This window comes from Streptomyces sp. NPDC002888 (genome assembly GCF_042888465.1).
In the GTDB taxonomy this organism is placed as follows: domain Bacteria; phylum Actinomycetota; class Actinomycetes; order Streptomycetales; family Streptomycetaceae; genus Streptomyces.
Window position 1 is genome coordinate 52,961 of record NZ_JBIAPU010000008.1, and the last position, 12,866, is coordinate 65,826.

The window sequence follows — 12,866 nt, forward strand, 5'->3', positions numbered from 1 at the left end:
CACTATCGTCCAGGCAGGCGGCACGACGAGGGGGGCGCCGAGCGATGCGGTTTCTGTTCGTCCATGGCACGGGGGTGCGGCGCGAAGGGCATGACCAGCTCCTCGGCCGGGTCCGCCGCCGTCTCCTGGAGCGGTTTCCCGAAGCCTCGGTCGCTTCCTGCTTCTGGGGGGAGGAGTTCGGGGTGCCCCTCGGCGCGGGAGGGCGTTCGGTCCCCGCGCACCGCCGGACCCGCGCCGTGGGCGACGTGGCGGTCGCTCCGCCGGACCAGGAGGCGGCCGAGTGGGCGCTGCTGCTGGCCGACCCGCTGTGCGAAGTGCGGGTGCTCGCCGACACGGAGGGCGACACGGACGGTGGCTTCGGCCTGCCGGGGGTGCGGGCGCCGGGCTCCGAGGTGATGGAGCTGCTGGCCAAGTTCCCCACGGACCCGGAGGAGGGCGACGAACTCGGCGGGCTGCTGCGCGGCACCGGCCTGGCCCGCTCCTACCCGGCCGCGCTGGAGACCGTCCTCGCCTCGGACGAGGCGACCCGTGCCGCTGCGAACGCCCTTGAGGAACCGGCCGCCCGGGAGCTGGCCGTCGCGGTCGCCAGAGGGGTCGTGGCCGACGCCCTGGCCCGGGCCGGTGCCGACGCGGAGTGCACCGGTGCCGAGCGGGACCGGATGGTCGAGTTGATCACGGCCCGGCTCGGGGGCGACGCGCGATGGCCCGGCGGCCGGGCGGCGGCGCTGCTCGGCAGGCTCGCCCTGCGCGTCACGGCCCAGCCCGCCCTCAACCTGTGGCGGGGGTCGATCACCGAAGGAGCCACCCCGTTCCTCGGGGACATCCTCCGCTACCAGGCCAGAGGGCAGGCCCTGCGCGACCACCTGCACCGCACGATCACCGCCCATGACGGGCCGACCGTGCTGATCGGACACAGCCTGGGCGGTGTCGCGCTGGTCGACCTGCTCGCGCAGAGCGCCGCGCGCGGAGAACCCGTTCGGGGTCCGCAGCTCGTGGTGACCGTGGGCTCCCAGGCCCCCTTCCTGCACGACCTGGGCGCACTGGCCGGCCTGGAGCCGGGCGACCCGCTGCCGGAGGGGTTCCCCCGCTGGCTGAACATCTACGACCGGCAGGACCTGCTGGCCTTCCTCGCGGAACCGGTCTTCCCGCGCGACCCCAGGGTCACTGACCACGAGGTGAGCAGCCGGCAGCCGTTCCCCCCGTGCCACAGCGCGTACTGGAAGATCGACGGCGTCTACGACGGGATCGCGCGAGCCGTGGCGGAGACCGGGTGACCGACCGGAACGGCCTCCTCCCCCCGACCCTCAGCCCGGAGCGGACGTTCGCGCTGGTCGTCGGCGTCGAGCAGTACGCGATCACCTCGCGCTGGAACCTGCGGGGCGCGGCGCGTGACGCGCTGCGGTTCGCCGAGTGGCTCACCGGTCCTGGACAGGTGCCGCCTGACAACGTCCGGCTGTTGCTGTCTCCACTGGACCCGCAGTGCCTGGACTGGTCGGCCACCGCGCAGCTCGCCGCCCTGCGGGACCGATACCGGCCGGCGACCGAGGAGAACGTGCGGAACGCGCTGTTCCGTGAACTCGCCAAGTGCGACGGCGACATGCTGTGGATCTACTGGGCCGGGCACGGCTTCCTCGGGAAGCGCAACATGATCCTTCCGTGCGCCGACGCCTACGACGGGGAGATCCGGCACCTCAACCTGGACTCCGCGTTGTACTGGTGGCACACCGACCGCGTGAAGAGAGGCTGCTTCTCGCTCCAGGCGGCCCTGATCGACGCATGCCGCGTCGAGGTGCCGCGAGCGATGAACCTCGGCAGTGTCGACTACGGGGGCGGTGCCTTCCAGAACGAACGGTGCCAGTTCGAGCTGTACGCCTCCCGCAAGGGGGAGACCGCGAGGAACGACGCGGAACGCGCGGCGGGCCAGTTCACCGAGGTCCTGCTCGGCGAACTCGCGGACCGGACCATGCTCGACTGCATAGCCGACCTCAAGGAGATCGGCCGCCGGGTCCAGCGGCGCTGTGCGGAACTGCGCGACAACAACGAGGGCTGGCAACTCCCGCAGTTCATCTGGGGCCGCGACTGGGAGGAGAACTCGTTCCTCGACGACGGTCCGCAGCCTTGTCCACCGGCCGCAGCCCGGCTCGACCAGCCCGCATGGGACGGCCTCGGAACGCTGTTCGCGGACCGGTCCCTGCCCCGACACACCTACGACGCCTATACCTGGGCGTTCGAGGTCACGGGCTGCGCGCCTCCCGTCCACATGGGGCTGCCCGGCGAGAGCCTGACCGGCATCGCCGTCGACCTCGACAGAAGGCAGGGACACCAGCCGGACACCCCGCTGACCCTGCCGTTCGTGCGCTTCCTGGCCGACCGCGCCCGGACGACCGACCCGGACTGGGCGGACCGGCTGAACGACTGGGTGGAGCGCACCCGGCAGCGGCTGGACGCACCGCCCCTGCCGCCGCCTCCGTCCCGGGTCCGCAGCGCCGTGCTGCACCTGCGGCTGGAGCCCGCCCCCGACGGCGAGGACCTCTACCTGGCCCGCATGTGGCTGCGCCGGGACACCACGACGGCGATCTGGGAGTCGGAGCACCACCCGCTCACCCTCGACCAGGTGCGGGAGGAGCTGGTCCGCCAACTGAAAGGCGCGGTGCACGCGTTCGGCGCCGCCTCGGACCCGGACCCGCACGCCTGTGTCGAACGCGTCGAGTTCGATGTGCCGTTCGAGCTGCTGGACGTCCCCTTCGACCAGTGGGCCGTGCCGGTCCGGCGCGGCCGGACGCGCCCCCTCGGTGTGCTGCACCAGGTCGTCGTCCGCTGCCCGGAGGAACGGGACGACGCGCGCGCGGCCTGGGTGCGCAAGTGGAACTGGCTGCAGGCGCAGGGTGGCAGGTTCCCGGACGCCGTAAGCGTGGTGACGGACCATCAGATGACCGACGCCCTCGGCGTGGACCTGGGGGTCGGACAGGCACCCGCCTGTGTGGTGGCCTCGGGCAACCGCACGCTGGACGTGCTCGACGCGGTGCTGGAGGGCGGCGTACCGGTGACCGTGTGGTGGCGCGACGGCGGCCCGTCGGCGGGCGGTGCCGAGGCGGCGGAGCTGGCCGAACTGCTCGCTGCCGACGAAGACGGCATACCGACGACGAACGTGCTGACCCTGCCCAGTCAGGTCCAGGACCTGCGCCGTGGCCGGGTCGCGGACCCGGCGGCAGGCGGCACCGACAGCCGGCTGGCGCTGCTGTGGGACGATCCCGACCACACGATGGACGTCCGGTCCCTGCGCGGCCCGGCGGCAGCGGACCCGTCCCGACCATGAAGGATCCAGGGGGTGCCCCGATGGCGGGGACGGAGCAGGACTGGTGGCTCTACCAGGGAACCGGCTGCACCGAGGAGCGCCGCGAGCGGCTGAGGACCACGCCCGCGCCGCCGTGGCGCGAGTTCGCCGACACGCCCGGTCCGTCCTGCACGCCACCGGCCTGCGAGGGCGCGGCGTGGGAGCGGACCGTGAAGCGCGGCGAGGGCTACGTCCCCGGCAGGGACGAGAGCGATGTCGTCAACACCGCCCTGTATCTGCGCAGGCCGCTCCTCGTCACGGGCAAGCCGGGCGTCGGCAAGTCGACCCTGGCCCACAGCATCGCGGCGGACCTGGGGCTCGGACCCGTGCTGCACTGGCCCATCACCAGCCGCACGGTCCGGCGCGACGGCCTCTACCTCTACGACGCCATCGGTCGCCTCCAGGAGGCCAACCTGGACCGGGCGCTCACCACACCGGCCGGCCCCGTGGGCCCTCCCGTGCCGGACGGGGAATCGGCGGGCGGGGAAGCGCCGGACGCCGAAGGGCAGGAGCCCTCGTCGATTGCCCGGTTCCTGCGGCTGGGCCCCCTCGGCACCGCCCTGCTGCCCCAGGACCAGCCCAGGGTGCTGCTGATCGACGAGATCGACAAGAGCGACATCGACCTCCCCGGAGACCTGCTCACCCTGTTCGAGGACGGTGGATTCGAGATCCCCGAACTGGCGCGTCTGGCCGCCGACCAGCCCGAGGTGGCCATCGCCACCGACGACGCGCAGGACCGGTACGTGACGATCCGGCGGGGCCGCGTGCAGTGCCGCTACTTCCCCGTCGTGGTGCTGACGAGCAACGGTGAGCGGGAGTTCCCCCCGGCCTTCCTGCGCCGCTGCGTACGCCTCCACCTCCAGGCGCCGGACGCGGAGAAGCTGGCCCGCATCGTCCGCCGACGGCTCGGCGTCGACGTGGCGGAGTCGACCGAATACCAGCAGCTGCTCCTGGACTTCCTCGACCGCAGGGCCGACGGGGATCTGGCGACGGACCAGCTCCTCAACGCCATCCAGCTCCGGCTCAGCCGGGCCTGGACGAACCCGGAGGACCGCGAACGGTTCCTCGGCACCGTGTTGCAGCACCTGACGGGGCCCTCGGCGTGAGAGGCGGACGGAGCCCCGTCCGCCGGAAACGAGCCGACGCGTGATCGAGGAGCTGCTCGCCGCGTTCGCCGAGGACGGCACGGACGTAGGCGTGGACGAGGTCGCGGACGTCCTGTGGCTGGCCGCCCGGGTGGCGGCCGCCGCCCGCACCCCGCGCCCCGAGCCGCCCGCCTCCGAGCCGCTCCCGGCCCCCGGACAGCGACGGCCCGCCGCACCCGCCCGTGAGCCGGAGGCGGAGCTCTTCCCGAGGCGGTCCGCGACGAAGGGGGACGAGGCCGGTCGGGACGGCGCGCGCGGGGGCGTACCGCTGCGCGTACCACGCGCTGCCGCGCTGCACGACCCGCTGGACCTCATGCGCTCACTGCGGCCCCTGGGCCGGCGGGCCATCGGCGGTCCGGGCGACCGGCTGGACGAGCAGGCGACCGTGGAGCACAGCGTCGAGCAGATGCTGCCGTGCCCGGTGCTGCTCCCGGCCGAGAGCAGATGGCTGGACCTGGCCCTGGTCGTCGACACGCACCACTCGATGCTCCTGTGGACCGACCTGGTCGACGAACTGCGCCGGGCCCTGACCAGCAGCGGCGTCTTCCGTGACGTACGGACCTGGTACCTGTCCGGCACGGTCGGTGCCGGGACCCCCGGGGTGGCCCACCGCCCCGGCGCGCCGCCGCGCGACCCCGCGGAGATCGCCGACCCGTCGGGGCACCGGCTGATCGTCGTGGTCACGGACACCGTGGCCGACGGCTGGAGACGGGGCGCGCTGCACGACGTACTGCACCACTGGAGCGGACACAACTCGGTGGCCGTCCTCAACGTCCTTCCGGAACGGCTGTGGTCCCGCGCCGCCGTCCGGCCGGTGTCACTGTCGCTGCGCGCCGACCGCCCGGCACGGCCCACCCGGTCCTGGCAGCGCGCAGCCGCACCGCGCCGCACCCGTGCGCGGCACCGGCTCGGCCCCGCGCCGACGGCCGGGACACCGCCGGTCGTGCCCGTGGTGTCCGCGTCCCCCGGGAGCCTCGCGCGGCTCGCCCGGCTCGTCTCCGGCGATGCCGGCCGGCACCGCTTCGCCTGCCTGCGCCTGGACGTGCGGCGCGCCGACGACATCGGCACGGAGGCCCCGACCACGGGCGCCGCCCCCGACCCGCTGGTGGCCGTGGAACGGTTCCGGGCAGGCGCTTCACCCACCGCTCAGCGACTCGCCGCGTACCTGGCGGCGGTGCCCCTGACCCTGCCCGTCATGTCGCTGGTACGCCACAGTCTCCTGCCCGGCTCGGAGCACGGTCACCTCGCCGAGGTGGCCCTCGGCGGGCTGTTCGAGCCGTGGGGTACGACGGGTGCCGATGTCCCGCCCGACGACTTCACGTTCGACTTCCTGCCGGGTGTGCGCGACGCGCTGCTCGGCTCCCAGCTCCGCGGTGACGTGGCCGCCGTGCGGGAGCTGGTCCGGCAGAGCGTCTGGGACCACCTCGACCGAGGCCAGGGCTTTGGCGGGGAGTTCACCGCGACGCGGGTCGGCCGGGGCGCGTCCGGTCGGCGCCGGGTCGAGGCGGACGAGCAGTCCTTCGCCGAGCGGCGGCCACGTGAGACCGGGCAGGAATCCGGGCGGACCGAGGCGGACTCCCCGAGCGGCCCACCACCGAGCGGCCTCGCCGGTCGCCTGGTCAGAGTCTCGCCCCTGGTCTCCACCGGCGGCGACGGCGGAGTCGGCCTCCTGCTGACGCCGCAGTTGGTGCTCACCTGTCTGCAGGCCCCGGCCGGCGGCGACCCGGGGTACGTCGTGAGCGTCGACGGCCGGGACATCTACGCCTGGGTCGTCTGGAGCGAGGGCCGTACGCCCGGTGCCGGCCTGCTCCTCACCCAGGAGGACGTCCTCGACGCGGACACCTGGGCGCAGCGCGCTCCGGAGCGGCTCCGCTGGGCGTCCCAGGGGGACTCGGCACCGGTGCCGGTGGACATCGACGCCTTCTCCGAGGTCGGCGATCCGGTCCGGCTGGGCGCAGAGGCACACCCGGCGGGCAACGTGCTGAAGGTCGACATCACCGCGCCCCATCCCACGACGGGGTGGCCGCAGCTCGCGGGGGCACCGCTGTCCAGGGACGGTGAGTTCAGCGGCTTGGTCGTGGGGCGGGACCGGACGGGGACGAGGCTCGTCGCGCTGTCCGCGAGCCGGTTGCTCGGTGAAGGGGAGCTGCAGCAAGCACTCGCCCAGGCCGGTCATACGCCATACGCACGCGAGTCGGCGGGACCGTTGTGCCTGGCCGTTGAGATCGTGCGGCGGGACGGCTCCACCACCGATGGCGGACAGAGTGAGCACGAAGTGGCCGATCTCCTCGTCGAGTTGATGGCCGGTGCGGAGGTCGACGGCACAGTCACGCGGCAGGGCGGACCGGGCAGGCCCGATCTGCTCGTGGAGCTGGACGCTCCGTTCGCCCTGCCCGGTCTCGGCCGCCTCCTCACCGAACTGTCCGACAGGCTGGCCCAGTACGGCGACCGGACGGGCACCGGGATGACCCTCGTCATGGCGGTCGCGCAGGAGTCGGAGGGCCGGGATGCCACTGCGTTGCTCAGGCACCCGGGCTTCCGCGACCGGCATGCCGGGATGGTGTTGTGGCCGGGCGAAGGCCCGCTGCTGCTCGCCGTGTCCCCCCTGGTGCACTTGCGCATGATCGAGGCCCTGGACCCGGAAAGCGGGTCCAGGTGGTTCATCCCGATCGGAGGCCTGGGGCCCGGTGCCCCCATCGGCTGGTTCCGGACCAGCGACTGCGTACGCTTCGGACGGGCCCTCGCGGTGCTTACGGATGCGGACCCCGTTCCGGTTCGCTGCGGCTTCGGAGCGGACGGCACCGACGGCGGGGGCTGCGTCGGGCGGGCGCTGCCGGGATACGAGGCCTGCCTGGAGCATGTGTCGGCCGAGGAGCGGCGGCGCTACCTGGCCACCCTGCCCTCCGCGGTGTCGGTCGACTTCTCCGGCACGACCTTCTCGCAGGCTCTGTTGGCGGAGCTCCTGAGGGCGCTCGCGGATCCGGACCTCACCCTCCACCCGGTCCTCGGGCGCGCGATCTTCGACCGGGCCGTCTTCAGCGACGGCTGTGACTTCCGGGGTGTCGAGTTCTTCGAAGAGGCGCGGTTCGACCGGGCCGTGTTCGCGGGTCCTGCCCGCTTTTCCGGGGCCCTCTTCCGGGGCACCGTCTCGTTCGATCGTGCTGTTTTCAGCGACCAAGCCGACTTCGACACGGCCGCATGCAACTCCGATGCCTCCGTGTGCCGTGCGGTCTTCGAAGGCCGGGCGAGCTTCGCCGAGGCCCGGTTCAGCAGCACGGCCTCCTTCGACCACAGCAGATTTCGCGATGCGGCACTGTGGACGCGTGCACATTTCGGAGGGGCGGCCTCCTTCGCTCAGACCGTGTTCGAAGGCCTGGTCGACTTCAGCTCAGCGGAGTTCGACGGGGCGGTCGACATCGCGGGCAGACGCTTTGCAGGCGGCTCCGAGACCGGCCTCCTCGCCGTTGGGGACACTGACGAGCCGGCCTACCTGCGCAGGCTGATCGGCTCGGCACAGGCCGTGGTGTTCGGCTTCGACGGGACCCTCTGCCGGCTCTTCGCCGGGCGCGGTCCCGAGCACATGGCCCGCGATCTCGCCGAACGGCTCCGCGCGCGCGGCCTGGGCGCGCTGCTCCCGGCCGGTGACGCGGTCGACCCCTATGCCCTGCTGAGCGACATCTCCCGTGGGTATCCGGGCAGTGATCTGGTCAGGGAACTGGACGAGCGTCTGACGCGGCAGGAGCTGCGAGCCGTGACCACGGCCTATCCGATCGCCTATGCGGACCCCCTGCTCCGGTCGTTGTCGGCGATCGGGACGCCCCTCGCCGTCGCGACCCACTGCTCTCCGAGGGCGGTGCAGGCCTACCTGGACAGCCGGGCGCTGGCCTCCGTGGTCGGGCACGTCCACGGCCGCTCCTCGAGCGGCGAAGCCTTCCCCCCGCCGAGCATGCTTCGGGCCGTGAGCGCCCTGGGTATCGCCCCGGCCCAGGCCCTCATGATCGGCGCCACGCCCGCCGACTACCGGGCGAGCCGGGAGGCCGGCGCCCGGTTCCTCGGGCTCGCGCGCGATGACCGGGCGTCCGAGCGGCTGCGCGCGGAGGGAGCGGACGCGGTCGTCCGTTCCTTGGAGCCTGTCCTGGCCGTGATCCGGGACATCGCGTCCGGCCGACCCCCGTCCGACTGAACCTTGCCTGACACGGTGAATCACTCATCCAATTCTTCTGTTGACTTTCGGTTAAGTCAGCCAGATGATGTCCGGGGTGACCCACACCGCGCACGACACCGTCGGTCCTTTCCTTCCCTCCGCCCTGGACGAGGCGGCGCACCGCTGTCTCGTCGCGGGCTTCGAGGGCACCACGACCGTCCCCGACACCCTGAAGCGGCTCATCGACCGCGGACTGGGCGGGGTCATCCTGTTCACCCGGAACGTGCGGGACGCGCAGCAGGTCCGGCAACTGACCGACACGCTGCGGGCGTTGCGGCCGGACCTGCTCGTCGCGATCGACAACGAGGGCGGCGGCATCGGGCACCTGGTGGGCGCGAGCGCGCCCGACGTGCCGGGCTCCTGGGCGCTCGGTGTCGTCGACGACCCCGCCCTCACCGCCCGCTGCGCCGACGCGCTGGCCGGACATCTCGCCTCACTCGGCATCACCGCCTCCTACGCCCCCGTCGCCGACGTCCAGCACCGGCCGGAGAACCCGATCGTGCGCACCCGCTCCTTCGGCGCCGACCCCGGGCTGGTCTCCCGTCATCTGCGCGCCTGGATCGCCGCCACCGAGGCACGCGGCGTCGCCTCCTGCGCCAAGCACTTCCCCGGCCACGGCGGCACGGTCACCGACAGCCACCACGAGACGGCGGTCGATCCGCGGCCGTACGACGAGCTCGACCTCGCGCCCTTCCGGGCCGCGATCGACGCGGGCGTGCCGATGCTGATGAGCGCGCACGTGGTCTTCCCCGCGCTCGACCCCGACCGTCCCGCCACGCTGAGTCCCGGTGTCCTGGGCGGCCTGCTGCGCGACGAGCTCGGCTTCGACGGGGTCCTGGTCAGCGACGCCCTGGAGATGAAGGCCATCGCCGACCGTTACGGCGAGGCGGCGGGCGCCCGGCTCGCCCTCGGCGCCGGGGCGGACCAGGTCATCGTCGCCGTACCCGACCTGGCCACCACGCTCGCCTGCCGGGACGCGCTGCTCGACGCGCTGTGCGCCGGGGAACTGGCGGCGGAGCGGGTCGAGGAGGCCGCGGGTCGGGTGCGGCGGCTGGCGGAGCGGTACGCGGTCCGGGCGGGGGCGGGTGTAGTGGAGTGCGGGCCGGTGGGCGCGGGCGCCGGGGCCGGGGTGCTGGGTGTGGGCGCGGTGGGCGGGGGACCGGGCGCCGCGGTCTCGTGGGACGTGACGGCCGGGCTGACGGCCGCGCGGCGGGCCGTGCGCAGTCGGGAGCCGCTCCCGGCGCCCGTGCCCGGCGCCCACGTCGTCGACCTCTTCCCGCTGCCGCACCCCGCCCTCAACTGGGGCGGCGAGGACCTGCTGACCGAACTGCGCGCCCTCGACCCCGCGGCCACGGGGACGGCCGTCGCCGGGGAACCCGAGAACGCCGAGTCCGTCCTGGCCGCGGCCCTGCGAGCGGCCGAGGGGCGTCCGTTGGTGGTCGCCGTGTGCGATGCGGAGCTGCACCCCTGGCAGGCCGGCCTGCGCGACGCCCTGCTGGCGGCACGACCGGACGCGGTGCGGGTGTCGACCGGGTTGCCGGAGGCGGCGGACGGCGCGGGGGTGGTCTGCTCGTACGGGCGGGGGCGGGTGAACCTGCGGGCGGCGGCGGAGGTGCTGGCAGGGGTGTGAGCGTCACTCCGTGGGCAGCAGTTCCTTGATTCCGCGTGCCGTGAGGTGGTCCGGGTCGTCCGCGCGCTCGGCCAGGACCACCGCCGGGCGGGCGCCCTCGGTGCGCAGCCGCATCCACGCCTCGAAGAAGGCGCCGCCCGGGCCGGACGCGGAGCGGGTGGACGGGGTGCAGTCCAGGACCAGGGCCGTGTCGCGCGGCGGGGGCGGGACGGGCTCGGTGCGTAGGGCGGTGATCGTTTCGGCCAGGGCGTGCGCCATCGGCTTGGGGCGGCCCGCGGAGTCGAAGAGGCCGAGGGTGTACTCGAGTTCCGGGTAGTCGGCCAGGGCGCGGTCCACGTCGTGGGAGCACCACCAGGTCACGCCCCACAGGCCCGTGCAGCCGGCCGCGTTGCGCAGGGTCGCGCGGGCGAAGCCGGGGGCGTCGGGCGCCGGGATGTGCGGTTCGGGCGCGCCGGTCTCCTGGACCCAGACCGGGCGGGCCGGGTCGGTGGCGTAGGCCTTGGCGAGCTCCACTCCGTACTCGGCGAGGTGCCGCACCTGCGGGGAGCGGGGGCCGTAGCGGCGGGCGCAGTCGCCGGAGAAGACCCAGGGGTGGACGGTGGTCAGGTCGCCCTTGCGGGCGGAGGCCTCGGGGGTGAAGGGGTGGTCGTCGCCGTACCAGGCGGCGTCGTACGCGGAGTGCGTGACCAGTCCGCCGCCCTCGCCCAGGCCGTCCCGCGCGGCGGCCAGCAGCGTGTCGAGGTAGTGGTCGACCTCGTCCGGGGTGACCGGGTTGTGCTCGACCAGGTTGTTCAGCTCGTTGCCGAGCTGCAGCCCGAGGACGTTCGGGCGGCCGGCGAGGGCGCGGCCGAGCGTGCGCAGGAGCGTGGCCTGGGCCTCGATCGCGTCGGGGTCGCTGAACACGTTGCGGTGGTGCCAGGTGCGGGTCCACTCCGGGTAGAAGTCGAAGCTCGAGAGGTGGCCCTGCACGCCGTCCACGAGGACGTCGAGTCCGAACTCACCCGCCAGGTCGACGAGTTGTGTCAGCTGGTCGACGGCGGTGGAGCGGATGAGCGTACGGTTCGGCTGGAGGAGCGGCCACAGGTGGAAGACTCGGACATGGTCGAGGCCGAGTCCGGCGATCTGCGCCAGATCTTCACGAGCGTGACCCGAATCGAAATCGTGCCAGGCGTGGAACCAGCCCCGTCGAGGCGTGTAATTGACGCCGAACCGGAGCGGCGGTGCGGGCGCGGTGGACGCGTGGGGAGTGGCGATGGGGTCCTCCTCCGGTCGGGCTTGTCTCCGCCGAATGTATCAACCACCATGGGCGCCAATGAATAATTATTTGAACCAGGATTTCGCCGCCGGTGCCTACGTCGTGGGTGTCGACGCCGGTGGCACCCGGACGCGCGCCGTCCTGGCCGCCGTGGAAGGCGGCGGGCCGCAGGGTGAGGGCAGCGGAGGGCCGGGGAACGCGCTGAGCGTCCCGGTGCCGCAGCTCACCGCGCACCTGGTCGAGGCGGTGGGCCGGGCGGTGCCGGAGCGGCTGCGGAGGCGTGTGGTCGCGGTGGCGGGCGGCTTCGCGGGGGCCGCGCGCACGGCGGACGAGCCCGGCCGGGTCAGGGCGGAGGCGGCCCTCTCCGCGGCGCTGGAGCGGCTGGGCATCGCCCCGACCTCGATCGAGATCCACAGCGACATCGAGGCCGCGTTCGCCTCAGCGCCCGGGCATCCCGCCGACGGGATCGCGCTCGTGGGCGGGACCGGCGCGGTCGCGGCCCGGATCGAGGGCCGCGTGTGCGGTGCGACCGCGGGCGGCGACGGGTGGCTCCTCGGCGACGACGGCAGCGGCTTCTGGATCGGCAGGGAGGCGGCCAGGGCAGCCCTCCGCATGGCGGACGGACGCGGACGGCCCACGGTGCTGGCCGGTCTGGTGGGGCGGGAACTGGGGGTGCCGGGGGATGTGCTGCCGGGCGGGGAGCTCCTGGGAGGGGGCCGTGGAGGCGGCGGGGCGGGGGACTGGCCGGCGAGCGGTGTACTGCCGGGGGAGGTCTCGCTGGGTGACGCACTGGCGGGTGAGGCGGTGACGGGGGAGGCCCTCACCGGGGACGGACTGCCGTACGGCCGTGAAGGCGGCCCGCGCTGGACCCGGGCGCAACGTGTGGCCTACCGCATGCATGTGCTGCCCGCAGTGATGGACCGGCCGCCGGTCCGGCTCGCCCGCCTCGCCCCGCTGGTGACGCTGGCCGCCCAGGACAAGGACCCCGTCGCCGAGGCGATCCTCCAGGAGGCGGCCGACCATCTCGCCGACACCGTCGAGGCGCTGGCACCGCGCCCGGGTGAGCGGCTCGTCGTCACGGGCGGCCTGCTCGGCCCCGACGGCCCCCTCCTCGCCCCCCTCACCGACCGCCTCCGCCTCCTCGGCCTCACGATCGACCGCGTCACCGACGGCTGCCCGGGAGCGGCGGCCCTGGCCCGCCTCGCCCTCGCCCACGAGGACTGACGCCCGCAGGGAAAGGACCGACGGCATGCCGACCCCGCACCACACGGCCGACCCGGCCGAGAGCTCACCTTCGA

Annotated in this window: 7 protein-coding genes; 6 read left to right on the forward strand and 1 reads right to left on the reverse strand. The window is 73.9% G+C overall.

The window, feature by feature from the left end; translation table 11 throughout:
- The first annotated feature begins 44 nt into the window (after positions 1–44).
- The 5 genes from ACFYWX_RS15150 to ACFYWX_RS15170 all read left to right on the forward strand — a co-directional run bounded on the left by ACFYWX_RS15150 (position 45) and on the right by ACFYWX_RS15170 (position 10,313).
- Complete coding sequence (locus ACFYWX_RS15150) at positions 45–1,274, forward strand: hypothetical protein (RefSeq protein ID WP_389424456.1); 1,230 nt, start codon at positions 45–47, stop codon at positions 1,272–1,274.
- Positions 1,271–3,316: a hypothetical protein gene (locus tag ACFYWX_RS15155; protein ID WP_389424457.1), complete on the forward strand. Its 2,046-nt coding sequence runs from the start codon at positions 1,271–1,273 to the stop codon at positions 3,314–3,316. The genes ACFYWX_RS15150 and ACFYWX_RS15155 overlap by 4 nt, the downstream gene beginning before the upstream one ends.
- 20 nt (positions 3,317–3,336) lie before the next feature.
- Positions 3,337–4,440, forward strand: coding sequence for an AAA family ATPase (locus ACFYWX_RS15160; RefSeq protein ID WP_389424458.1), 1,104 nt, complete (start codon positions 3,337–3,339; stop codon positions 4,438–4,440).
- A 40-nt stretch (positions 4,441–4,480) separates the two neighbouring features.
- The gene (locus tag ACFYWX_RS15165; protein WP_389424459.1) at positions 4,481–8,662 is read left to right on the forward strand and encodes an SAV_2336 N-terminal domain-related protein; all 4,182 of its coding nucleotides are present in this window, start codon (positions 4,481–4,483) and stop codon (positions 8,660–8,662) included.
- A gap of 67 nt (positions 8,663–8,729) precedes the next feature.
- Complete coding sequence (locus tag ACFYWX_RS15170) at positions 8,730–10,313, forward strand: glycoside hydrolase family 3 N-terminal domain-containing protein (RefSeq protein WP_389424668.1); 1,584 nt, start codon at positions 8,730–8,732, stop codon at positions 10,311–10,313.
- Positions 10,314–10,316: 3 nt separating this feature from the next.
- On the opposite strand, the gene ACFYWX_RS15175 is transcribed toward ACFYWX_RS15170, so the two are convergent.
- Positions 10,317–11,603, reverse strand: a complete 1,287-nt coding sequence (locus ACFYWX_RS15175) for a glycosyl hydrolase (protein WP_389424669.1) — start codon at positions 11,601–11,603, stop codon at positions 10,317–10,319.
- Positions 11,604–11,625: 22 nt separating this feature from the next.
- Here ACFYWX_RS15175 and ACFYWX_RS15180 point away from each other — a divergent pair, with 22 nt between their 5' ends.
- Positions 11,626–12,792 (forward strand): N-acetylglucosamine kinase, encoded by a 1,167-nt coding sequence (locus ACFYWX_RS15180; protein WP_389424460.1) that lies wholly within the window; start codon positions 11,626–11,628, stop codon positions 12,790–12,792.
- Positions 12,793–12,866: the final 74 nt, after the last annotated feature.

Excerpts from the sequence above, each read along its gene's own strand:
- ACFYWX_RS15180 (WP_389424460.1), top strand. The coding sequence starts at position 11,626 with ATGAATAATTATTTGAACCAGGATTTCGCCGCCGGTGCCTACGTCGTG.
- ACFYWX_RS15150 (WP_389424456.1), top strand. The coding sequence starts at position 45 with ATGCGGTTTCTGTTCGTCCATGGCACGGGGGTGCGGCGCGAAGGGCAT.
- ACFYWX_RS15170 (WP_389424668.1), top strand. The coding sequence starts at position 8,730 with ATGTCCGGGGTGACCCACACCGCGCACGACACCGTCGGTCCTTTCCTT.
- ACFYWX_RS15160 (WP_389424458.1), top strand. The coding sequence starts at position 3,337 with ATGGCGGGGACGGAGCAGGACTGGTGGCTCTACCAGGGAACCGGCTGC.